Raw genomic sequence first — 23,227 nt, 5'->3', positions numbered from 1 at the left:
GGTGTTCGCCCGTGAAGCCTCAGCAGCGCCCGCAGCCGTCCTCGGTGTGGCCGGCGACTGTCACCGGGCCGGCTAAGGCGGGAATCGGACCGGCTGACGTCGGGCCGGCTGCGGCTGACACCGGGCCGATCCCGGCTGAGACCGGCCGGCCGCCGCCGGCCGTGGAGATCATCGACGTCATGCCGGTCCGGGTGCGCCGGCCGCTGGACCTGGTGCGGCTCACCGCCCTGGTGCTGGCCGCGGTGCTGCTGGCCGGCCTGGGACTGATCGCCAGCGACACCGGCCGTGGCGTCAACGACGACCTGGTGAGGCTGCTGGCGGACCTGCCGCCGGTGCTGGTCAGGGCCTTGCGGACCCTGGCCGCCTTCAGCGCGCTGGCCTTGACGCTGGCGTTCATGGTGCGCGAGATCGTGCGCTCGCAGACCCGGCGGCTGATCGAGGCGCTGCTCACCGGGATGATCGCGATCGCGGTGGTCCAGGTGCTGGACCGGCTGATCGAGGCGTTCGCCTCCGAGGCGCTGCAGTCGGCGCTGATCCGGCCCGGCGTCGGTGACACGGTCCGGCCGCTGGACACCTACCTGGCGGCGATGCTGGCCTTCGTCGCCGTCGTCGGGGTGGCCCAGGATCCGCGCTGGCGGTCCCTGCTGATCGCCGTCACCGCCCTGTACGTGGTGTCGGTCTTCACCTCCACCCGGGCGTCGCTGCTGTCGCTGCTGCTCAGCATGGTGATCGGGGCGATCGTCGGAATCTCGGTGCGCTACCTCGCCGGCAGCGTCAACAAGCGGCCCGACGCCGGCCAGGTCGTGGCCGCGCTGGCCGACCGGGGAATCGTGCTGCGTCGCCTGGAGCGCACCTCGCCGGCCGAGCAGGACTACCGCAGCTACCTGGCCGTGGACTTTGAGGGCCGGCAGCTGCGGGTGCACGTGCTGGACCGGGACCTGATCGCCTCCGGGGCGGTCTACAACGCCTACCGGCTGATGCGGATCCGCACCGAGATCGCCTCGTCCCCGGCCCTGTCGCTGGAACGGGTGGCCGAGCACCGGTCGCTGCTGGCGATGGCGGCGGGGGCCACCGGCGTGCCGATGCCGCGGTTGCTGGCCGGGGTGCGCTGCGGCGCGGACGCGATCGTGCTGGTCTACGAGCGGGTGGACGGCAGCCCGCTGCTGGAGCCGACCGACCACCAGCTGGACGCGCTCTGGGCCAGCGTGCTGAAGCTGCACCGCAGCCGGGTCACCCACCGGGGGCTGCGGGCGGCCAACCTGCTGGTGGAGCCGGACGGCACGGTGCTGCTGCCCATCCCGCAGGACGGCACCGCCTTCGCCACCGACCTGCGGATCAACCTGGACCGGGTGGAGTTGCTGATCAGCACCGTCGAGCTGGTGGGCGTCCAGCGTGCGGTGCGCAGCGCCCGCGGCGTGCTGACCGACGACGAGCTGGCGGCCATCGTCACGGTGCTGCAGCCGATCGCGCTCAGCCGGCAGACCCGGGAGGCGATCCGCGACGATCCGGAGCTGATCGAGGCGGTCCGGGAGGAGATCGAGGGCCAGACCCACCAGCAGCCCCCGGAGCTGGCCCGGGTGGAACGGGTCCGGCCGCGCACCATCATCTCGGTGGTGGCGATCATCGTGGCGGGTTACCTGATCGTCGGCCAGCTCGGCTCGGTGGACCTGGTCACGGTGCTGGCCGGCGCCCGCTGGGAATGGCTGCCGCTGGTGCTGGCGGCCTCGGCGGCCAGCTACCTGGCCGCGGCCCTGTCGCTGACCGGCTACGTGGGGGAGAAGCTGTCCTTCGCCCGGACCGTGCTGGCGCAGCTGGCGGCCTCGTTCGCCGGTTTCGTCACCCCGCCGGCGGTGGGCGGCCTGGCGGTCAACATCCGCTACCTGCGCAAGGCCGGGCTGCGGACGGCCGGCGCGGCGACCAGCGTCGGGATGGCCCAGGTGGTCAACGGCGCGTCGCACGTGGTGCTGCTGATCGCCTTCGCCGCGGTCACCGGGGTCACCACCCGGCACGACGTGCCCGTCCCGGGCTGGGCCTTCGGCGTGCTGGGCGCCCTGGGCGTGCTGGTCTCGGTCATGCTGGCGGTGCCGACGGCGCGGCGCTGGCTGCTGGCCCGGCTGCTGCCGCCGTTGCAGGAGGCGCTGCCCAGGCTGCTGAACCTGCTGACCAATCCGGCGAAGCTGACCCAGGGACTGCTGGGGGCGCTGCTGCTCAACGGCAGCTACATCGGGGCCCTGTGGTTCTCGGTGCTGGCCTTCGACGGGCAGGCCACCCTGGCGCAGGTGGCGGTGGTGTACCTGGCCGGCGCCGCGATCGGATCGGTCGCTCCGACGCCCGGCGGCCTGGGCGCGGTGGAGGTGGCCCTGTCGACCGGGCTGGCCGCGGCCGGCATGTCCAGCGCCGCGGCGATCAGCGCCGTGCTGCTGTACCGGCTGGCCACCTTCTGGCTGCCGGTGCCGGCCGGTTGGCTGGCCATGCGCTGGCTGCTGCGGCGCGACGCCTTGTAACGCCCGCTACCCGGCGGCAGCCCGCTGCAAACGGTTACTGCGTGACGTCAACGCCGCCATTCCAGCACTCCGGGATCAGCGCGGCAGGAGTCGAGCAGGCCGGCCGGGCGCTTCTGGAGAGAGTCGACCTGGGCTGTGAAAGGCCGTCCGGCAAAGCCTTATCCGCGCTGGGCCGGTGTGCCCGGGCAAGGCGAAAGCCGCTACGCCATTCCTGCCACGGGGGAGACACGAAGGTTTAGCGGCTTTCGTGTGATTACTCTACGTAACATCAGCCGGCTGTCAAGCCCACGGCGAGAAAAGCTGGACCGGAGCTTCAGCGCAGGCTGGCGAACAGGTCGGCAACCGGCGGCCGGGACGGCGTCCGGCGGGTCTCGATGAACCACTCGGCGCCGAACACCCGCCGGTACAGCGGGCCCGGCAGCTTCAGGAAGAGCGCCAGCGTCCTGGGCCCGGCGCCACCGGCGGCCTGGCTGGCGTGCGCGGCCATCGACCGGCGCTTGTGATCGGCGTAGCGGCGCACGTCGATGCGGTGGGTGATCGAGGCCCGGTCGCTGTAGCTGTCGCGCAGCCGGTGCGGTGCGAAGTCGGCTGGCAGCAACCTGGTCCAGCGCACCAGTGACAGCGCCCGGATCAGCGCGGTCCGGTCGACGGTGGCCTCGAGCACCAGCCGGGTGCCGGCCAGTTCGGCGGCTCGGTGCCCCACCCGGTGCACCTGAACGTGGTCGGGGTGGCCGTAACCGCCGTTGCGGTCATAGACCGTCAGGGCGTCGGCCCGCTCGGCGCGCAGGATCGCGGCCAGCCGCTCGGCCGGTTCGTCCACCGGCAGCGAGGCGAAGCCGCGGTGCTCGTTGCGCATCCCCGAGTCCGGGTAGTCCAGCCGGATCACCTTGGCGCAGCCGAGCGCCGCGGCCGAACGTTCCAGCTCGTCAGCGCGCCGCTCACCCAGACCGCCGCCCGGCGCGCCGTCGCTGAGCCCGGCCTCGCCGCGGGTGGCGACCACCAGCACGACCCGGTGCCCCTCGGCCGCGGCCCGCGCCAGGGTGCCTGCCGTCAGCAGCGCCTCGTCGTCGGGGTGGGCGTGGAAGGAGACCAGGCAGAAGCTCATGGATGGCGCAGGACGGGCAGCGATCCCGGCACGGACGGCGGGCCAGCGGCAGGCAGCGATCCCGGCACCGGGTTTGGCGGCATCGGCTTGCTCACCTGCTCGAAGGCCCGCCGGTACACCTGCTCGCAGGTCTGCAGCAGGTGGTCCCAGGTGTAGCCGAACTCGTCGCCGCGCTGGTCGCCGGACGGCTGGTCGCCGGCCAGTTCGACCCGGGCTGCCGGTGACTGTGCCAGCTTCGCCAGCGCGGTGGTCAGCTGGTCGTCACTGCGCACCAGCAGGCCGTTGCGCCCGTGCTCGATGAAGTCCGACACCCCGGTGCCGGCGAAGGCCAGCACCGGCAGTCCCGCGCACCGCGCTTCCAGAGCGGCGATGCCGAAGGACTCCAGGGTGGCCGGCGAGACGTAGAGATCGGCGTCGGCGAACCGGTCGCGGATCGCCGGCTGGTCCAGCTGGCCGGTCAACTCCACCCAGCCGGTCATCCGGTGCCGTCTCAGGTAGCTCAGCATGGTCTCGCGCTGCGGACCCGCGCCGATGATCTGCACCTCGATGCCGATGCCGGCCGGCACTTGAGCCCGGACCTCGCGCAGCACCCTGAGCAGCTGCAGCGGACGCTTGCGGGCGGCCAGCCGCATCACGCTGACGATCACCACCCGCTGGGGGTCCGGGGGCCGGCGCGTCTGTTGCCAGCGTTCGGGGGAGATGCCGTTGGCCAGCACCGAGATCTCGGTGCCCGGCCGCAGCACCTGCGCCAGCGAAGTGGCCGCCGCGGTGCTCACCGCCGTCCAGGTGATCGGCCAGGCCCGCCAGTCCAGCGCGACGTCGAAGCCACGGAAGATCGGGGTGGCGTAGGACCACAGCGAGTGCAACGTCGCCACGGTCGCCACTCCGGATCGGCTGGCGGCGCCGGCGGCCAGGTAGGCCAGTGGCGAGAAGGTCGAGGCGTGCACGTGCACCAGGTCATAGCCGCCGTCCAGCACCGCCTGCCGGCCTCGCAGGCTGGTCAGGTAGCGGATCGAGCCTGGACGGCCGCCCGGCCCGGCCGGCCTGATCACCCTGAGCTCGGCCGGCTCGGTCTGGGCCGGCTCGGTCTGGGCTGGCTCGGTCTGGGCCGGCTCGGCCGTCCCCGGCTGTGCCGTGTGGGCCGTTCCTGACCGGGCTGGCTGGGCCATCCGCGACTGGGCCCGAGTTCGTGCCCGAGTGGTTCCTCGCGGCGCCGGTGGGGCATCCGCGGGCACCGAGGTGATCACGGTGACCTGGTGCCCGGCCGCGAGCTGGGCGGTGGCCAGGCCCTGCACCTGGCGTTCGATTCCGCCCAGCCTGGGCAGGTAGCAGTCGGTGACGTGCGCGATCCTCATTCGCCAGCGCCACCGGACTGCCGGCTACCCAGCTCAGATCGATGACCGCCCAGCTCAGATCGACGGCCGCCAGCGGGTCGCCGGGCGGCCATGGGCCGGTGAGGGGAGGGGTCGGCTGACATCCAGCGAATCGTACCGAGGGCCGTCCGGACCGCACCGGCGGCACGCGCGCAGCCAGGCGGCTTGATCGTCACAGCAGGCGCCGTGCCAGCCGCGGGGCGATGCCGCCGCGCTCGCCGTGCCAGCCGCGGGGCGATGCCGCCGCACAAGCGCACAACCGCGCTCAAGGCTGGCTCCGGGCTCAGTTACCCTTCCCAGGCCGGGAAGGAACGGGGTCGCCCTTGCGTTGCTGGGCAGAGGCGGAACGGAGCCGAGGATGTCCGTGCACTGGCACGTCGTCGTCCTGAGCCTGGGAGCCGCTCTCGCTTTCGCCATCTCGACCAACCTCAAGCATTCCAGCGCGGCCCAGGTGCCCGACCTCAGCCTGCTGCGGGTCGGCTCGGTGGCCCGGTTCGTCACGGCCACCCTCAGCCATCGGTTGTGGCTGGCCGGCGTCCTCGCCGACGGCGTCGGTCTGAGCCTGCAGGTGCTCGCCCTGCACTTGGGCGCGCTGGCGGTGGTGCAGCCGCTGCTGATCAGCGGGCTGCTGTTCTCGCTGCTGCTGCGCCGCAGGCAGGGTCGGCGGGTGAGCGGCGCCGAGATCCGGTGGGCGCTGGTGCTGACCGGGTGCCTGATCGGTTTCCTGTCACTGGTCGGAACCGATCCCGGGGCCGGCGGCGACGGACCCGACCGGCTGCCGGCCGCGGTGGCCGCCGTGGCAGGGGTGGGGCTGGCGCTGGTCTGCCTGATGTTGGCCCACCGCCGCCGGCCGGCCGCCGACGCCGCCGCGCTGATCGGGGTGGCCGTCGGCATCGTGTACGCGGCGACCGCCGCCCTGCTCAAGGGCCTGACCGACCGGGCGGTGCTCGGGCCGATGGCGGCCCTGACCAGCTGGCAGCTCTACACCGTGCTGGTGGTGGGGGCGATCGGGCTGTTCCTGAGCCAGGCGGCCTTTCAGGCCGGCCCGCTGACGGCCAGCCTGCCGGCGATCGCCACCGTCGACCCGTTGCTTTCCATCGTGGTCGGCGTGCTGATCTATGACGAGCACATCCATCGCGGCCCGTGGTCCGGGCTCGGCCTGGTCGCGCTGCTCGCCCTGCTGGGCGCGGCCGTCATCCAGCTCGGCAAGGTCGACATGGACAAGCCGGCGCGGCAACGGGTGCCCGGCGGTTAGCCGGTGAACACCGGGTCGTCAGCCCGCTGACCCGGCCCTGCGGCGGGTAGGGCAAGATCGACGGGCGGCGTGGGCAAGCGGCGCATATCTTGGCACCGGTACTCGGCAAGCACAGGGAGCCTGAGTGAACGACGCGGCGATGGCTGAGCTGCTGCGCGCCGAACAGGCTGACCTCGACGTCCGCTACGCCCGCCTGGACGAGCTGCGGGCCGAGACCGACCGCACGCTGGCCCAGCTGCGCAGCTCCGGCACCGCCGGCACCCCCGCCGCCCGGGTAGAACGCGACGCCTTCCTGGCGCTCAACGCCCAGAACCAGCAGCGACTGGCCGCGGTCGAGCAGCGGCTGTGCATCGGCCGGCTGAAGATGGCCGACGACTCCGATCGCTACGTGGGCCGGATCGGGCTGACCGACCCCGACGGCGTCCGGCTGCTGCTGGACTGGCGGGCGCCGGCCGCGCAGCCGTTCTACCGGGCCACCCCGGCCGCGCCGGACGGCGTGGTCAGCCGGCGGCACCTGAACACCACCGGGCGCAAGGTCACCGGCATCTCCGACGAGGTGCTGGACCTCGACCGGTTCACCGCCTCCCGGGCCAGCACGTCGACGGTGTCGGCCGACGGCGCGTTGATGCTGGCGCTGAACGCCAACCGGACCGGCCGGATGCGCGACATCGTAGCCACCATCCAGGCCGAGCAGGACGAGATCATCAGGGCGCCGCTGGCCGGCGTGCTGGTGGTGCAGGGTGGCCCGGGCACCGGCAAGACCGTGGTGGCACTGCATCGGGCGGCCTACCTGCTCTACGCCCACCGCGACCGGCTGGCCCGCAGCGGGGTGCTGGTGGTGGGACCGAACACCCGGTTCCTGCGCTACATCGAGCAGTTGCTGCCCAGTCTCGGCGAGACCGGCGTGGTGCTGGCCACCGCCGGCCAGCTGTTCCCCGGGATCGACGCCCAGGGCGTCGACAGTCCCGAGGCGGCGCGGGTCAAGGGAGGCCTGCGGATGGCCCGGTTGCTGGCCGCGGCGGTGAAGGCGCGGCAACGGGTGCCCGCCGGCCCGCTGCGGCTCGAGGTGGAGGGCAACACCGTCACCCTGTACCCGCGCGACGTGGAGCAGGCCCGCGGCCGGGCGCAGCAGTCGCGCAAACCGCACAACGTGGCCCGGGTCCGGTTCGTCGGCGACCTGCTGGAGCGCCTGGCCGGGCGGCTGGCCAAGGAGCTCAAGACCGACCTGGACGCCGACACCAGGCCTGAGCTGATCAACGCGCTGCGCAACTCCGCCGACGTCCGGCGCGAGATCAACCTGTGCTGGATGCCGTTGACCCCCGAGCGGCTGCTGCGCGACCTGTACGCCGACCCGGACGCCCTCGCCGCGCTCGCGCCCCGGTTCTCGGGCGCCGAACGCCGGGCGCTGTACCGGCCCCGGTCCGCGCCCTGGACGCCGGCCGACGTCGCGCTGCTGGACGAGGCGGCGGAGTTGCTGGGCGCCGATGAGGCGCAGGCCGACGAGTCGGCCGCGGCCGAGCGGGCTCAGGAGGTCGAGTACGCCGGCCGGGTGCTGGACATGATCGCCGAGATGGAGCCCGACGCGCCCCAGATGACCACCGCCGACGTCCTGGCCGAGCGCTACGAGGCGACGGCGGTCCGGCGGGCGCTGGTGGACGAGGCGGCCAGTGACCGCAGTTGGGCGTTCGGGCATGTGGTGGTCGACGAGGCCCAGGAGCTCTCGGCCATGCAGTGGCGCCTGCTGATGCGCCGCTGCCCGTCCCGGTCGATGACGGTGGTCGGGGACACCGCTCAGACCGGCTCGCCGGCCGGCGCCAGCTCCTGGGGCCAGATGCTGGACCCCTACGTCGAGGGCCGGTGGCGGCTGGCCGAGCTCACCGTCAACTACCGCACCCCGGGCCGGATCATGAAGGTGGCCACCGCGGCGCTGGCTGAGGCCGGAGTCACCGCGACGGCGATGACCTCGGCCCGTCACGGCGACTGGCCGCCGACCGCGGAGCTCCTCGGCGGTGAGCTGACGCGGGCGGTGGTCCACGCTGTCGAGACCGAACTCGCCGCTCTGGGAGGCGAGGGCCGGCTGGCCGTGCTCAGCGCCACCGAGGCCCAGCCGGAACTCACCGAGGCGCTCAACGGGCAGTCCGGAGTCGGCGAGCGGGTGGTGGTGCTGTCACCGGCCCAGTCCAAGGGCCTGGAGTTCGACGTGGTGGTGCTGGTCGAGCCGGCCGCGATCCTGGCCAGCTCCAGCCGGGGCGCCAGTGACCTGTACGTGGCGATGACCCGGTCCACCCAGCGGCTGCGGATCCTGCACAGCCGCGCGCTGCCGACCGCGCTGGCCGGTCTGAAGCCGCCCGAGTAGGCAGCGCGCCGCGGTGACCCGGCTTCGGGCCACCACGGCGCGCGGAATCGCCTCGATCAGGCAGGCTCGGTCAAGTCCGCCCTCAGGCAGGCTCGGTCAGTCCGCCCCTCAGGCAGTCAGGCTCAGACGCCCAGCCGCTGACCCACGTAGATCAGGTTCGGGTTCTTGATCTGAGGGTTCATCCGCGCCAGCGTCGGCCAGCCACCGCGGATCCGGTGGGCGACGGCGATCTTGTACAGGGTGTCGCCGGAGCGGACCGTGTAGACGCGGGTCGAGCGCGGCGGCGCGGCCGCCGGCCTGGCCGCGGGCCTGGCAGCGGGCTTGGCGACCGGCTTCCGGGTGGGCTGCTGCACCCGCACCGGGGCGGTGTTGGTGCGCAGGTACCGGCCGCAGGTCGGCCAGGCGCCGATTCCCTGGCCGATCAGGGTCCGCTCGGCGATGACGATCTGCTGGGCCTTGGTCGCCAGGTCGGCCCGTCGCGCGTACGCGCCGCCACCGAAGGCCAGCCAGGTGCTGTAGCTGAACTGCAGGCCGCCGTAGTAGCCGTTGCCGGTGTTGATCTTCCAGTTGCCACTGGACTCACACTGGGCCACCCCGTCCCAGTTGTGGGCCGGCGCGGCGTGGGCGTTGGGGCTGATGGCGGTCAGCGAGGCCACCGCGGCGGCTGTCGTGAGTGTGCCGGCCAGCGCCAGGCGAGCACGCGAGGTGGGGGCGGTCGGCGCCCGGTGGCATCCGACGTATTTCCTGGTTACGGACATGGATCCTCCCGATCCACCGTCTGCGGGGTTAGCTGTCGGATTCGGACGATCGGTGTCCGGCCGGGTGTTGGCCCGGCTTTACCCCAAGACGCACCAGGCGTCGCATTATGGGTTCCCCGCCCCTGTCTCAAGTTTCTTCCCGGGGCGACCGGCAGACAGGGCTGAACGGACCGGTTACGCCACACCTGCCATTGCCGAGGTGCCTGGTCACAGTAGCCGACGATCGAGCCAGCGCCAGACCTGCGGGGCAGCGCTGTGGACTAGTGCCAGTTCGGCCTTCGCTACAGCTGGCCGACCCCGTAAGAAATCACCAGCACCGAGAGCACCAGCGCCGACACCGACTCCACCGCCATCAGCATCTTGGCGCGCGGTGACAACGGCATCGTGTCGGTGGGGCTGAACGCCGAGGAGTTGGTCACCAAGACGTAGAGGTAATCGACGAATCCGGGCGCCCAGCCGGCCTTCAGCGAGGACCGCTTGGCGACTTCCGGCGCGGCGTCGTGATCCTCGTCCTGCGGAAACCGGAAGTCGGCGATCGGCAGCCGGGGCCGGGCGGTCTGGGTCCGGCTGACCGGGCCGCCGCGGTCGAGCTCCCAGTAGGCCAGCGCGAACACCAGGACGTTGGTGAGCCAGATCTGGCCCGCGGCCAGCAGCAGGGCGGCGGCCTGGTTCTCGTCGTGGCCCGCGACCAGCTGGCGGATCAGCAGCACCATGGCGCCCGCGTTGCTCAGGGTGATCAGCAGCACCAGGGCGATCGCCAGCCGGCGCAGCTCCCGGTTGCCGCGGGTCATCCGGCGCGGGTTGGCGGCGACCAGCGGGATGAACAGCAGCAGCTCGAGCGCGGGGATGGCGAACCTCGGCAGGAACAGCAGCTTGTTGGGCAGCAGGCTGTACAGCGCGATGGCGGCCAGGACCGCCAGAGCGGCCGGCAGCCGGGGCTCACCAGGGTGCTGCTGGTGGTTGCGCTCGATGGCCACGGGTCATTGATAGGGCATCGGGGCTCCCGCCCACCGCAGGCAGGCCGGGCGCTTAGGGTGCAGGTATGTCGGTTCTCACCCGCGCCACCCTGCTCGGCCTGGCCACCGGTGGCCGTAGCACCTCTGCCCTGGCCGCCCTGACCCTCACCAACAGCTCGTCCGGCGGAGTGCTGGGCAGCCCCTGGGCCCGCCGGCTGGCCCGGCTGGCCGCCACCGGCGAGCTGGTCGGTGACAAGCTGCCCCAGACGCCGAGCCGGTTGCAGCCGGAGGGGCTGGCGCCACGGCTGGCCTTCGGGGCCGCCGCCGGGGCGATCCTCACCCATCGCGAGGGCGGCAGCCGTGGCCGCACCGCGCTGGCCGCGGCGCTCGGCCTGATCGGGGCCGCGGCCGGCAGCCAGCTCGGGGCGTCCTGGCGGCAGGTGGCCGGGAAGCGGTTCGGCAAGGACCTGCCCGGCGCGCTGATCGAGGACGCCTGCTGCGCCGCGGCGGTGCGCTATGCCAGCCGGGCCGGCCGCCGCCGGGCTTAGTCGGCCGCTGGGTTCGGTCAGCCGCTGGGTTCGGTCAGCCGTCGGGCTTAGTCGGCCGCTGGGCTTAGTCGCAGCCCAGGGTGCTGACCGACGCGGTCGCGGTCCGTCCAGCCTGGAAGTCCGGGGCCACCTCGGCGTTGGTCAGCACGTAACCGACCTGGGACTGGTCCACGCTGGCGGCGAAGACCACCCCGTAGACCTGGCCGGTGGTGCTCAGTAGCGGCCCGCCGGAGTTGCCCGGCCGCACCCTGCCGCGCACGGTGTAGACCTCTCGGGTGACGGTGCGGTTCTGGTAGATGTTCGGGCCGGTGACCTTCGTCCGGGCGGCGACCCGGGCCGGCAGCGCGGTGAACGGGCCGTTCTCCGGATAGCCGGCGACCACTGCCGCGGTGCCGCTGGACACCGGGCCGGCGAGTCGCAACGGCTGCCGGTTCAGCCCCGGCACCAGCAGGACCGCGATGTCTCGGTTGGGGTCATAGACGACCACCCGGGCCGCCAGCGTGCTCCCGCCGGGCGCGGTGACCCGCGGGTTGGTGACACCGGCGAGCACGTGGGCGTTGGTCATCACCCGGTCGGGCGCGAAGACGAAGCCGGTGCCCGCGATGGCCCGGTTGCAGGACGGCGCCGCGCCGGTGATCTTGACGATCGAGGAGCCGGCCACCCGGATCGCGGCCGGCACCACGGCCGGATCGGGCGGGGCCACCGATGGGGCCAGCAGGGTCGAGAACGGGCCGGTGACCACGGGCAGGTCGTGCCGTTGCACCTGCCGCAGCAGGCCGGCCAGCACCTGCTGACCCTCGACCGGGATCACCCGGTCCACGGTCTGCAGCACGGTGCTGTTGCGGACCTGCCGGGCAAGGCCGGTCGCGGGGGTGTAGGCCAGCATCAGGCCCAGCAACCAGGCGAACACCAGCAGGGTGGCGACCGAGATCACCGCGCCGCCGACGCCGTCCACCGGCCCGAGCGCGGTCCGGTGGATCTGGGCGCGGAGCCGGATTCCGATGGCCTGGCCGAGAAAGTGGCCGATCATGGCGATCAGGAACACCGCGATCAGCGTGATCATCCGCTGGCCTATCGCCTGATCGGCGGCCACCGCGTCGGTGGGTGCCTTGAGCACCGACCGGGCCAGCGCGGGCGCGACCTGGACGCCGATCGCCGCGCCGGCCAGGAAACCGGCGAACGACGTGATCGAGCAGATCAGTCCGCGGCGGTAGCCGGCCGCCGCCGACAGCAAGGCCAGCACGACCAGCGCCACGTCCAGGAAATCTCCATGCATCACCAGATAGTGGCCTACCCGGCTGTGCGGCGCATGTAGGCGGCCTCGCCGCGCCGCAATCGATGGACGTCCCGGCGCAATCATGACGTCCCGGCGGATCGGTGGCCGCCCAGCCGCACTCCGACCGGCGAGTCGTCCTGCTCAGCGGCCAACGATCGGCAGCGGCCAGCGATCGGCCTAGGCAATCGACAAGGCCGCAGCGCATAGGGTCGGGGGATGGAGTACACCAAGCTCGGCTCGACCGGCCTGGACGTCTCGCGGATCTGCCTGGGCTGCATGAGCTTCGGCGTCCCCGAGCGCGGCAATCACGAGTGGACCCTGGACTCCGAGCGCAGCCGGCCGCTGATCCGGCGGGCGATCGAGGCCGGCGTCAACTTCTTCGACACGGCCAACGTCTACTCCGACGGCACCAGCGAGGAGATCCTCGGCCGGGCGCTGCGCGAGTTCGGCGACCGGGACGAGATCGTGCTGGCCACCAAGGTGCACGGCCGGATGCGGCCGGGTCCCAATGGCGCCGGCCTGTCCCGCAAGGCGATCATGTCCGAGCTGGACGCGAGCCTGCGCCGGCTGGGAGTGGACTACCTCGACCTGTACCAGATCCACCGGTGGGACGACAACGTCCCGATCGAGGAGACCATGGCGGCGTTGCACGACGCGGTGCGCTCGGGCAAGGTCCGCTACTTGGGAGCCTCGTCGATGTATGCCTGGCAGTTCGCCAAGGCCCAGCACCTGGCCGAGCGCAACGGCTGGACCCGGTTCGCGACCATGCAGAACCACTACAACCTGCTCTACCGCGAGGAGGAGCGCGAGATGCTGCCGCTGTGCGCCGATCTGGGAGTGGCGGTGATCCCGTGGAGCCCGCTGGCCCGCGGCCGGCTGACCCGGGACTGGGACGCCGGCACCGCGCGCAGCGAGACCGACGAGTTCGGCAAGATCCTGTACGTCGAGGAGGACCGGCTGATCGTCGAGCGGCTCGCTGAGCTGGCGACCGAGCGCGGGGTGTCGCGGGCTCAGCTCGCGCTGGCCTGGCTGCTGCGCAATCCGGTGGTGGCTGCGCCGATCGTGGGGGCTACGCGTTTGGAGCACCTGGAGGACGCGTTTGCCGCGCTGGACGTCTCGCTCAGCGACGCCGAGGTCGAGGCGCTGGAGAGCGGGTACCGGCCGCATCCGATCGCCGGCTTCCGCTGAGCCTGCTCAGGGTTTGACTCCCGACTGGCGCACAAACATTGTAATTCGGTCAACAAGGCTCCGGGCAATAGAACGGATCTGTGCAAGCATCCGGGCCGTCGGCAGCGGTCGGCAACTCCGCGGGAATATCCGTCGATCTCGCGCAAGCTAGACGTTTCAACGTGGGGCCAGTCCTTCTCTGGCATCATCGGCCGAATTTGACCCATCCAAATCGGCGAAGTTTCAGCAACCGATACGTCTCGATAGCTGGCCCGATTGGTGCCAGGAAAAGCGCTGTCAGAGACCCATTGATGGCATCTGCAATGCCAATGGGAAGCGAAACATAGCTGACCAAACTTCCTATCTTGGCGAGATCTTCAAGACCCCCCGTCACGGCATTCGCGGCTGTGATCTCCTTCCGAATTTCTTGAACAAGCTCGGCCTCGTCCTGGCCTGCCGCGTACCCCGCGTGCCACCGATCTAAGGCCCGGCGCAGCGAGCGCAGACGGCTGTCCTCCCGCAGTCGTAGCGCATCGTTGAACGTGCGCGGTGTGGGGAGCAACCCCGATTCGGAAAGGTAAACCCGGTACACCCTGAGGAGGTCAGGAGTGATGCTTTTCGGTCGAGTGTTATTGGGTGTCACCGCCACATCGCTCGGCAGCATGACCGGGCAACTCGAATCTTCCGCCAATCGCAGCGTATGGAGCAAGCCGAAAAAGGTACTCCAGTACGAATGTACGGCGATGAAGTCCTTGGGATTGATCCCGCCGATCGAATTCAGCAGCATCGCGACCTGAACTTCATCGTCGAAGTCAGCGCGCATTCCAAGCAGACGGTCAATTTCCTCCATCTGGCTCATTAGGCTGGGGGTGTACGCGATACCATCTTGTAGCCGCAGGCCGGACCGGACACCGATCCCCATTGCGTTATAGAACCCGGCTCCGCTCCCCAACGCTAAGGGCTCGCCGGCTAAGTCGAGATAGTCGCTATTTAGATCCTCCAGCACGCCATACATGTGTTCCATCCGGCTTTCCCAGTACGAGCCGAAAATGTCCAAGACGCCGTTGGCAAGTGGTTCCACGTACTTAGCAAGTTGGCGATGGGAGTAGTCGAGTTCGCTGACGTCGGTAGCAGCATCGATTCGATTGCCCATGCTAGGTCCGCTTCTGTCGTCCAGATACTTCATCGTGGAAGACGCAGGATTCGATTCGAGCCTCCTACTCAGGCCGAAGCAGCGTTCGTAGAGGCGAGTCACCGAGCTTCGTATATCTGGAACATCTTCACCGATTACCAAGTCCAAGAGTTCTTCTTTAATCAGTGGTTCGGCAATGATGCTTTCAGCGAGATACTGCGGCAGTGGGACTCGAGCCTGACCTAAGAGCACCAGTGTCGTCAGCGCATCCTGATAAACAGATTGAAATTCTGGAGCTTCGTACCATCCGGCGACTTCATGGGGGTTAAAGAGGTCCTCGATGTGACCCTCATAGGAGAGCCCGGTGAGCAGGACCAGCAACTGGTCGTGAGACATCACGACTCCGGGCCGGTGGGCACTCATAACGTCACCTTAAGCCCTCACCTTACGCTCAGACGTGGCTTTGGCTTGGGTGCCTAGAACCCCACAGGGGTTGGAAAGCTGTCCCAAGAGGTGCACAACGTTGTAATTCGAACATCACGCTTTGGCTGTCAGGCGTTGCCGGGGTGAGCGAGCACAGGTCGCGCAGGATGCGGCAGGCCTGAGCACCGGCCGGCGCGTGCTGCTCACAGCGAGCGCTGTCCACGGGACGCACCTGACTGTCGTGCGCCTCCTCGAGCACTTCAGGATGGACATCGGCGCCTGGCAGATGAGGGCCTAGCCGCCCTTGTCCATCGGGGTGATGCAGCGCCCGCTGGTCATCGGTAGGCCGCTTTACCCTTCTATTTACACGCTGTGCTGGATCGGCTGAGTACGCAGTGGGAGCGATATCGTCCCTGCATACGAGTCACCGCCCCGAGACAGGGCTGGCTTCGGTGAGCGAATATCCAGGATATGGAGTGGTCAGGTGTGGAGCCGTCTGAACCGTGAAGTCGATCCGGTCGAGATCGTGTGGGTACTCGTCCTGGGTGTGCCACTCGTGATTCTGTTCGCCTTGCCCGAGCACCGCGATGCAGCAGTGGCTCTGATTGCTGGGGTCGTCTTCTGTGACTTTAGGATGGCCATTGTGCGTCGCCGAGCAAGGCGACGGCTTCAACAATTGCCGACTGGACTGGCGACTGTCTCTTTGAGGGAAACGGCGTACCTGCCGGTCCCGCCTGCGACCGTATGGGCCTTGCTGCACCCTGCCGAATCGGCGCCGCTCATCAATCCCGACATCGTGAAGGGATACCGCGTACCCGGGACGCCCGACGGTGTCGGTGAACAGCAGGCGTTCATCGACACTGCTGGCAACACGACGGTGATTGAAGTCATCGAATACTCGCACGGGCAGAGGGCAACTACGCGACAGGTCTCGCCGAAGCCACCAGTAGACACGCTGAGCACCTGGGCTGTGCAGTCCAACGGTGACGGCTGCATCGTTTCCTTCCAGCAGGACATAACGGTGTCACCGGCACAGCGACCGGATGCCGAGGCGCAGAATGGCTGGCGCGCCGGCGTACGCGACATGCTGCAAAGAGTTCGGCAAACGCTGCATGACCGGCCTTACCCGAATGTGGCTGGCGATCACGTTGAACAAACTTTGACCGAAAACCCGCCACCTGACCACAGATGACCTTGATCCGGAGACAGCCCCTGGCAAGCCCGCGTGAGGCACCCGCCCACTGAATATTGGATTTAAGGGCGGGAGGGGAGTTAGTCCCCGAGATGACTACGGAGGTGAGCCCTTCGTATGTCAGCAACGCGGCTGTACCTGCCCTCACCAACCATCGCTCAGCCGGTCCTGATCGTCGGTGTGCCAGCATGCCTGGCCGTACTGGAACGAAGCACCAAGTATGCCGAGAGGAATCCGGGCGGGCCGGTGAGCCTGGCGTGGGCCTCCTCGAGCCAGCCCTCCCACGCGCCGCCACAGTAGGAGGATCGCCGCGAGCCCTGGCCGGGCTAGTAGAAGCGGTTAGGCTCGTGCGGCTTCGACGTCTGACCGCACACGCCCACAACGCGCATGCATGACTCATCTGGTCCGGTGTTGCGGTTCCCAGAATCGGCGTTATGGGATGCACGGTGCCCCTGTGGGGTGCGGAGGGGTCAGGCGGCGGCGGCGTCAGGGTTGGAAAGCTGTTCGGTCAGGGGCGCAAACGTAGGCGGTGACGGTGGCGTTGCCGCACTCGCTCTCTCGCTCTCGGCGGCCCAAGCGTGCTAGTCAGCTGTTGGATTCGATGTACTCCTCGGCGTCCTTGTTCTTGGTGTTCACCCCGGCGCCAGCTTGGTGCTCGGCATAGAACTGCAACCACGCCATCGCCAATTGGTGACGCAGCTCGGGTGTGGTGCTTTTTATGAGGTCCGGGATCGCCTCACGCTCCTCCTCGTCCAGATGCTCGCCGTTCTCGGCACGGGCCTTGCCGACCGCCTCGAACCAGTCTTCGCTGCCTACTCGGTGCCTGCGGGCCTCGGCGACCGCGTCGCGAATCTTGTTGTGATCCTCGATCGCGTCCTCGGTTTCATCCTCGGGGTCGCCGGCTATACCCTTCTTCAGCAGCGCTGGGTAGAACACCGTCTCCTCGGCATCAGCGTGGGTGTTCAACCTGGTTGTCAACACCTCCCACACGGCCGCCAACTCCACATCGCTGGTGGCGTAGTCCAGGTAGAAGAACTGGCGCCGAAACCAGTCATGATCGGCATAAATCAAATCGACGATGTCTGCCATCCCGCGCTCCGTTCAGTTTGCTCGAGCGTGCTCCGCCAGCTGAGGCCATGCCTGTGGACTCTATGGCCTCACGACCCCGACTGACCGGCATCACCATCGCAGATGACGGCGCGCGCCCTTCGGCTGTCCTCATGCTGCGGGGCGGCCTGGTGCGGATTGCGCGCACAGACCCGAGGCGGCAAGCACCCTCCTGCCGGCGATTGCCAACTCACTCGCTTATGCCACTTCATTCGCCTGCACATGCGACCAGGGCTGCGGATGTGCGGAACGAGGCTAGGGCGCGAGTCACCTGCATCGGAATCACGTTCGGCGCAGCGTCTCCGGCGCGCGGAACGCGATCATGGCAGCGGCCAGCAGCACCGCTGTGGAGAGGGCGAAGGCGCTGGAGAAGCCGGCGCTGTCGGCCAGCGCCCCGGCCAGGATCGGCCCGGTCAGGCTGCCGATGTCACCGGCCATCTGAAAGGCAGCCACCGCCGTGCCGCCCCGGCCGCCGGCCACGTCGCCGAGCATCGCCCCCGGCGCCACGCTGAGCAGGCCGCTGCCCAGGCCGAATACCACCATCGCCACCAGGAACAGCGGCAGGGAGTGGGGTAGCACCAGCAGGAACGTTCCGGTGGCGCTGACCAAGCAGCCGCTCAGCAGCAGCGGCCGGCGCCCCCGGCGGTCGGCGAGCCGGCTGCCCAGGGTGAGAGTGAGGATATTCGCGGCCGTGAACACTGTCAGCCCGATCCCGGTCCAGATCGGAGAGCGGTGCAACACCTCGACCACCAGCAGCGGCACCAGCGCCGCCCGGACGCCGATCGCGGCCCAGTTCTCGGCCAGGTTCACCCCGGCCGCGGCCCGGAAGGCGGGCATCTTGAAGGCCTCCCGGACGGTGAGCAGCGGCTGCTCGGAGCGGGTCGCCGGCTGCCCCTGCTTGTTGAGCCGGCGCGGCAGCATCAGCAAACCCACCCCGCCGGCCGCGGCCAGGGTGACCGCGTACAGGAAGAAAGGGGCCCGCAGCGACCAACCGGTCACCACGCCGCCCAGGCCCGGGCCGGCGATGCCACCGAACAGGAAGCCGCCGGTGAAGGCGCCCATCGCCCGGCCCCGCTGCTCCGAAGAGGTGACGCTGAGCAGCAACGAGGCGGCCGACACCGAGAACATCGCCGAGCCGATCCCGCCGATTCCGCGCAACGTCAGCAGCTGGCCGTAGTTGGCCGACAATCCCGCCAGCGCGCTGCTGACGGCGACGATGGTGATGCCCGCGCCCAGGACCAGGCGCTCGCCAAAATGGTTGACCAGCTTGCCGCAGCCCAGGGCCGACACCAGCCGCATCAGGGCGAACGCGCTGATCACCGCACCCGCCGCGGTGTAGGACACCCCGAAGCTGCGGGCGAAGACCGGGATCGCCGGGGCCACGATTCCGAAGCCGGCGGCCACGAAGAACGCCACCGCCGACAGCACCGCGACCTCGACCGGCAGGCCCCGCAGTGGGCCCCGCCGGATCACGGCTTGGGGGGTCTGCTCCTGGGGCTTGGCCGCCTTGACCAGGCTGGGCACCTCCGTCACCGCGGACTCGGTCGGGCCGATGCCGTCCGGGGTGATGGGCGGCTGCGCGGACGACATCCGCCCAGCATGCCTGACGGGGATGGCTCGACACTCGCCCGGCATGCTCGAAAAGGGTGTCGCTCACAGCACTCGGAGCCGACCGCGGGCGGGGGCTCCGCGGTCGGCTCCGGCGCCGGCCGGCCAGTGCTGTTCAGGCCGGTGGCCGGTCAGGCGGCGTTGGTCAGGCGGTGACGCGCCGCCGCATCAGGCAGAGCGCGAACCCGATGAACGCCAAGCCGAGCCCCAGACCCGCGAGCAGGCTGGTCGAGGCGCCGGTGAAGGCGAGCGAGCGTCCCGGCGAGGCCAGTCCGGCTTCTTGCTCGTTGCCGGCGCCGACGCCGACGCCGGCACCGTTGCCGATGGGCCGGTCAGAGCCCCGGTTATCGGTGATCGGCAGGACCTCGAAGGCCGGCGGGATCACCGGCTGCGGGGCGGGGTTTCCCGGGGTGCCGGGCGTTTCGGGTCCGGCCGGGGTGGCCGGGGTGCCGCAGTTGGCGTTGGCTGAGCCGGCGATGCCGGCGCCGTTGCCGCAGACCGTCACCGGCACGGTGACCGGGGCGTTGACGATCGGCTGGTTGTTACCCGGGGTGCCGGGGTTGGAGCCGCCCGAGGACGAGCCGGCCGGGGTGCCGCAGCTGGCGTTGGCCGAGCCGGCCACCCCGACGGCGTTGCCGCAGACCGTCACCGGCGCGGTGACCGGGGCGTTGACGGCGGGCTGGTTGTCACTCGGGGTGCCGGGGTTGGAGCCGCCGGACGGGCCGGCCGGGGTGCCGCAGTTGGCATTCGCTGAGCCGGCGATGCCGGCGGCGTTGCCGCAGACCGTCACCGGTGCGGTGACCGGGGCGTTGACGGCGCCGGACTGCGATCCGCTGTCCGAGCCGCCCCCCGAGGACGAGCCCGCGGGGGTCCCGCAGCTGGCGTTGGCCCGGCCGACGGCGTTGCCGCAGACGGTCACCGGCGCGGTGACCGGGGCGTTGACGGCGCCGGACTGCGAGCCGTTGCCCGAGCCGCCGGTCGAGCCGCCCGAGGACGAGCCCGCGGGGGTGCCGCAGCTGGCATTAGCCGAGCCGGCCACCCCGACGGCGTTGCCGCAGACGGTCACCGGTGCGGTGACCGGCGCGTTGACGGCGCCGGACTGCGAGCCGCTGTCCGAGCCGCCGGTCGAGCCGCCCGAGGACGAGCCTGCCGGGGCGCCGCAGCTGGCGTTGGCCCGGCCGACGGCGTTGCCGCAGACCGTTACCGGAGCGGTGACCGGCGCGTTGACGACGCTGGCCCGCGAGCCGTTGCTGCCCGAGTTGGCAGCCGGCGTGCAACTTGCGGCGGCCCGACCGAGGACGCCGACGGCGTTGCCGCAGACCGTCACCGGAGCGGTGACCGGCGCGTTCAGTGCCGACCGCCGGGAGTGCGACCAGCCGTGGTTGCCAGCCGCCTGCGACCCGGACGACGCAGCCGCGTTGCCGGAACCACCGGCGTTCGGCTGGGCCGTCGCCGACCCGCTGCCGGCCTGAGAACGCCCGAGCACCGACACCGCGTTGCCGCTGATCCTGACCGGCGCGGACACCGGCAGGTTCACCGTGGCGCGCCGGGCACTCGACGAGCCCGAGCCGGTCGAAGTGACCGAAACCGAAACCGAAACCGAAGCCGACGCCGACGCCGACGCTGACGATCCGGGGTGGCTGTGCCGGGCATGCCGGTCCAGCACCGAAACGGCGTTACCGCTGACCGTCACACGTGCTGAGATCGGCGCGTTGACCGTGGGGTGATGGCCGCCGATCACACCGTGCGACCCATCGGCTGAGGCGATGCCGGATCCGAGGATCCAGGCCCCGCCGACGAATATGCCTGTCGTGAGACAGCGCTTTGTCCAGAGATTCATGACAGAGATTCCTTCGCTTGTGGGCTCTTCGGGAAAGGGCTGCTGACAGCCCTGGGGACCTTCGCGTGGCGGGCGCTACCGCGGTTGCGGTGGCCGGCCCGGCGAGGTCTAGTCCGGAGAGGTCGAAGGTGCGGTTGCCCGCTCACGCGGCGGCGTGTGGTCACGGCCGCGGCAGTCGCCAGCCGGCGTGTTGCCGAGGCTGGAAAGGTCGGTGGGAGCCAGGCCGGAGTCCAGCGGGTGATGCCCACCGCTGAGACCCGGTCCCGGAACGGTGCCGGGCCGGTGGCCTACCGGCGGGGTCGAAGGCTGCTGCGGCAGCGCCGGGCCGGCTGCGGTCTCACCGACCGGCCGCTGGCTCGGGTGCTGCCCGGCCGGCTTGTCGATCGACGCCACGTCGCTGGACGGACCGCTGAGGCCACCCTGGTTACCTGCAGTAGCAGCCGGAGCCGGCAGCCCGGTCGCTTCGGCCGCCTGCTGGGCCGACGGGAGGACCTGGGCGGGCTTGACCGGACGGGCCGGCAGAACCGGCAGCGCCGGGGCGATAACGGTGGGGACGACGGCTGCCGGGCCGGGAACCGACACGGCGGGCAGCACCGAAATGGCCGGGGCCGGCGTGCGCAGCACTGGCGCCGCCGGCAGCGGCACGGCGGACGCCGACCGGGTCACCTCAGCCGCCACCTTGACCACGGTGGAGACGGATCGCCGGGCGGCGCCTGACCCGGGGGCCGGCGTCGCGCCAGAGGCGTCAGATCGCGCCTTCGATAGCGTGCCGAGCCCGCCGGCGGCGCCTGCCGCGGCTGATCCTGTCGAGCCGGTTTTGCGTTGTGAAATAGGGCTAATCTGTACTGCCTGAGTCGCTGCCGATGGCCGGCTGGAGTGCCGGCCTGCCGGTGCTGTGACCGAGCCGGCGCCAGCGGCGTCCGGGCGAACCGACGCGTCACTGGTCGTGCTCACGGCGGGGCGCTGCGGCGCGCCGGACGGGGCAGCCTCGGCGGCTGGGGCCTGGCTCAGGGAGCCCGCCAGCCAGAGGCCGGCGGTCAGCGTGCCGACGGCCAGGCCGCGGTGCACCCACGGCCGGATCCGCCTCGTGAGAGGCGCCGTTGCGGCCCGATGGGCACCGGTGTAGCCCGCGCTGCGTACCGGTGTCAAGGACACCGGGAGCTGCTGGGCCACGGACGTCACGACGCACTCCAAACCGTAGTAAACCTGATTACTCAGAGTGTTCAACGACGGAGTTTGGTGGGGGTAACGCGTCAATGTGGTTGTTTGTCGCATTCCAGTGCCGGCTGGCTCGACGACCGCCACGGGCCCCGTCGTAAGGTAGGCCGGTGATCGAGTTGGCCGAGGCCCGCCGGGTGCTGCTGGCGGCCTGCCCGCGGCCGGAGCCGGTTCGGCTCGACTCGGCCGGAGCCGATGGCTGCGTGCTGGCGGCGGACGTGATCGCGCCCGCGAACGTGCCGCCGTTCGACAACAGCAGCGTCGACGGTTACGCGGTGCGCGCGGTGGACGTCGCCGGCGCCGCCGAGAGCAGTCCGGTGCGCTTGCACGTGCTCGGCTCGGTGCTGGCCGGTTCGGTGGCCGGCCGGCCGGTCGGCGAGGGTCAGGCCTGGAAGGTGATGACCGGCGCCCCGCTGCCGGAGGGCGCCGACGCGGTGGTGATGGTGGAGCGGACCTCGGCCACCCGCACCAGGCAACTCGGCACGGCCGGTGACCTGGTCGAGGTGCTGAGCGGGGTCGCCGCCGGCGCGGGGGTGCGCCGGGCCGGTAGCGACGTGCGGGCCGGTGAGCTGGTGCTGGCCGCCGGGACGGTGCTGCGCCCGGCGCACTTAGGGGTGCTGGCCAGCGTAGGCGCCGAACAGGTCCAGGGCTACCGGCGGCTGCGGGTGGGCGTTCTGGTGACCGGTGACGAGCTGGTGACCGGCGGCGCCGAGCTGCGTCCCGGCCAGATCTATGAGTCCAACCGGGCAATGCTGCTGGCGCTGCTGGTGCGGGCCAACTGCGAGCCGGTGGATCTGGGGGTGGCCGGTGACGACGTCGCCGGCCTGCACGAGCTGCTCAGCTCGGCCCTGCGGCGCTGCGATGCGGTGCTGACCTGCGGTGGGGTGTCGATGGGTGACTCCGACCCGGTCCGGGCGGTGCTCGATCAGTTCGGTGGCCTGAACTGGCTGCAGGTGGCGATCCGGCCGGCCAAGCCCTTCGCGTTCGGGGTGCTGCCCGGCCCGAGCGGTCCGGTGCCCGTGCTGGGCCTGCCCGGCAACCCGGTGTCGGCCCTGGTCAGCTTCGAGCTGCTCGCCCGGCCGGCGCTGCGCCAGATGATGGGCCACCCGGACCCGTACGGCTGCACCGTCCTGGGCATCGCCGACGCGCCGCTGCCGCGCCCGCACGGGGACGGCCGCACCGCCTTTCTGCGGGTCAGCTGCCGGTTCGGGCCGGACGGCCGGCTGCACGTGCGGCCGGTGGCCGGCCAGGACTCCCACCAGCTGTCGGCTTCGGCGGCTGCCACCGGGCTGGCCGAGGTCCCGGACGGCCGCCGGGTCGAGGCCGGCGACGAGCTTCCGGTGCACTTGCTCAGCTGAGTGCGGAACCGCGCCAGCGGAGTTCAGGCCAGGCCTGCCACGTATTCGCTG

19 protein-coding genes and 1 riboswitch are annotated in these 23,227 nt (G+C 70.7%); of the genes, 9 read left to right on the top strand and 10 right to left on the bottom strand.

The genetic code is table 11. The annotated features are described in order from the left end of the window. Positions 1–11 precede the first annotated feature (11 nt). Positions 12–2,504: a lysylphosphatidylglycerol synthase transmembrane domain-containing protein gene (locus VF557_17980; protein ID HEX8082106.1), complete on the top strand. Its 2,493-nt coding sequence runs from the start codon at positions 12–14 to the stop codon at positions 2,502–2,504. A 313-nt stretch (positions 2,505–2,817) separates the two neighbouring features. Here VF557_17980 and VF557_17975 read toward each other — a convergent pair whose 3' ends face one another. Both VF557_17975 and VF557_17970 read right to left on the bottom strand, forming a co-directional pair. Continuing rightward, complete coding sequence (locus VF557_17975; protein ID HEX8082105.1) at positions 2,818–3,609, bottom strand: PIG-L family deacetylase; 792 nt, start codon at positions 3,607–3,609, stop codon at positions 2,818–2,820. Then, a complete protein-coding gene (locus VF557_17970) occupies positions 3,606–4,964 on the bottom strand; it encodes a glycosyltransferase family 4 protein (GenBank protein ID HEX8082104.1) in 1,359 nt (452 codons plus the stop codon). The genes VF557_17975 and VF557_17970 overlap by 4 nt, the downstream gene beginning before the upstream one ends. Positions 4,965–5,340: 376 nt before the next feature. Between VF557_17970 and VF557_17965 the strand changes: the two genes are divergently transcribed. Continuing rightward, entirely contained in the window at positions 5,341–6,237 is an 897-nt protein-coding gene (locus tag VF557_17965; GenBank protein HEX8082103.1) for a DMT family transporter, read from the top strand. A gap of 124 nt (positions 6,238–6,361) precedes the next feature. After that, a complete protein-coding gene (locus tag VF557_17960) occupies positions 6,362–8,593 on the top strand; it encodes an AAA family ATPase (GenBank protein ID HEX8082102.1) in 2,232 nt (743 codons plus the stop codon). Between the two features lie 122 nt (positions 8,594–8,715). Here the strand turns inward: VF557_17960 and VF557_17955 are convergent, their stop codons facing one another. Both VF557_17955 and VF557_17950 read right to left on the bottom strand, forming a co-directional pair. Continuing rightward, a complete protein-coding gene (locus tag VF557_17955) occupies positions 8,716–9,351 on the bottom strand; it encodes a transglycosylase family protein (protein ID HEX8082101.1) in 636 nt (211 codons plus the stop codon). Then, a riboswitch (cyclic di-AMP (ydaO/yuaA leader) is annotated at positions 9,352–9,511 on the bottom strand. It abuts the gene before it with no gap. Positions 9,512–9,632: 121 nt separating this feature from the next. After that, positions 9,633–10,328, bottom strand: coding sequence for a hypothetical protein (locus VF557_17950; GenBank protein HEX8082100.1), 696 nt, complete (start codon positions 10,326–10,328; stop codon positions 9,633–9,635). Between the two features lie 65 nt (positions 10,329–10,393). Here VF557_17950 and VF557_17945 point away from each other — a divergent pair, with 65 nt between their 5' ends. Next, a complete protein-coding gene (locus VF557_17945) occupies positions 10,394–10,855 on the top strand; it encodes a hypothetical protein (GenBank protein HEX8082099.1) in 462 nt (153 codons plus the stop codon). A gap of 64 nt (positions 10,856–10,919) precedes the next feature. On the opposite strand, the gene VF557_17940 is transcribed toward VF557_17945, so the two are convergent. After that, the gene (locus tag VF557_17940; protein HEX8082098.1) at positions 10,920–12,131 is read right to left on the bottom strand and encodes a MarP family serine protease; all 1,212 of its coding nucleotides are present in this window, start codon (positions 12,129–12,131) and stop codon (positions 10,920–10,922) included. Between the two features lie 216 nt (positions 12,132–12,347). On the opposite strand from VF557_17940, the gene VF557_17935 reads away from it, so the two are divergent. Continuing rightward, positions 12,348–13,319 (top strand): aldo/keto reductase, encoded by a 972-nt coding sequence (locus VF557_17935; protein HEX8082097.1) that lies wholly within the window; start codon positions 12,348–12,350, stop codon positions 13,317–13,319. A 184-nt stretch (positions 13,320–13,503) separates the two neighbouring features. Here the strand turns inward: VF557_17935 and VF557_17930 are convergent, their stop codons facing one another. Further along, entirely contained in the window at positions 13,504–14,853 is a 1,350-nt protein-coding gene (locus tag VF557_17930) for a hypothetical protein (GenBank protein ID HEX8082096.1), read from the bottom strand. Between the two features lie 484 nt (positions 14,854–15,337). Here VF557_17930 and VF557_17925 point away from each other — a divergent pair, with 484 nt between their 5' ends. Then, positions 15,338–16,045 (top strand): SRPBCC family protein, encoded by a 708-nt coding sequence (locus VF557_17925; GenBank protein ID HEX8082095.1) that lies wholly within the window; start codon positions 15,338–15,340, stop codon positions 16,043–16,045. Between the two features lie 585 nt (positions 16,046–16,630). Here the strand turns inward: VF557_17925 and VF557_17920 are convergent. The 3 genes from VF557_17920 to VF557_17910 form a co-directional block, all read right to left on the bottom strand. Beyond that, a complete protein-coding gene (locus VF557_17920) occupies positions 16,631–17,134 on the bottom strand; it encodes a hemerythrin domain-containing protein (protein HEX8082094.1) in 504 nt (167 codons plus the stop codon). A gap of 300 nt (positions 17,135–17,434) precedes the next feature. Continuing rightward, positions 17,435–18,742 (bottom strand): MFS transporter, encoded by a 1,308-nt coding sequence (locus VF557_17915; protein HEX8082093.1) that lies wholly within the window; start codon positions 18,740–18,742, stop codon positions 17,435–17,437. A gap of 163 nt (positions 18,743–18,905) precedes the next feature. Next, positions 18,906–19,550, bottom strand: coding sequence for a hypothetical protein (locus VF557_17910; protein ID HEX8082092.1), 645 nt, complete (start codon positions 19,548–19,550; stop codon positions 18,906–18,908). Here VF557_17910 and VF557_17905 point away from each other — a divergent pair. Then, the gene (locus VF557_17905) at positions 19,501–20,232 is read left to right on the top strand and encodes a hypothetical protein (protein HEX8082091.1); all 732 of its coding nucleotides are present in this window, start codon (positions 19,501–19,503) and stop codon (positions 20,230–20,232) included. The genes VF557_17910 and VF557_17905 overlap by 50 nt on opposite strands. 24 nt (positions 20,233–20,256) lie before the next feature. Then, the gene (locus tag VF557_17900) at positions 20,257–20,487 is read left to right on the top strand and encodes a hypothetical protein (protein HEX8082090.1); all 231 of its coding nucleotides are present in this window, start codon (positions 20,257–20,259) and stop codon (positions 20,485–20,487) included. A 221-nt stretch (positions 20,488–20,708) separates the two neighbouring features. On the opposite strand, the gene VF557_17895 is transcribed toward VF557_17900, so the two are convergent. After that, positions 20,709–21,278: a hypothetical protein gene (locus VF557_17895; GenBank protein HEX8082089.1), complete on the bottom strand. Its 570-nt coding sequence runs from the start codon at positions 21,276–21,278 to the stop codon at positions 20,709–20,711. A 650-nt stretch (positions 21,279–21,928) separates the two neighbouring features. On the opposite strand from VF557_17895, the gene glp reads away from it, so the two are divergent. Next, positions 21,929–23,176, top strand: a complete 1,248-nt coding sequence (glp, locus tag VF557_17890) for a gephyrin-like molybdotransferase Glp (protein ID HEX8082088.1) — start codon at positions 21,929–21,931, stop codon at positions 23,174–23,176. The last annotated feature ends 51 nt before the right edge of the window (positions 23,177–23,227 follow it).

Origin of the sequence: Jatrophihabitans sp., assembly GCA_036389035.1 — a bacterium.
Lineage (GTDB): Bacteria > Actinomycetota > Actinomycetes > Mycobacteriales > Jatrophihabitantaceae > Jatrophihabitans_A.
Note: the sequence above shows the minus strand (reverse complement) of the source record. Positions and strands in the feature narration are given on the sequence as shown.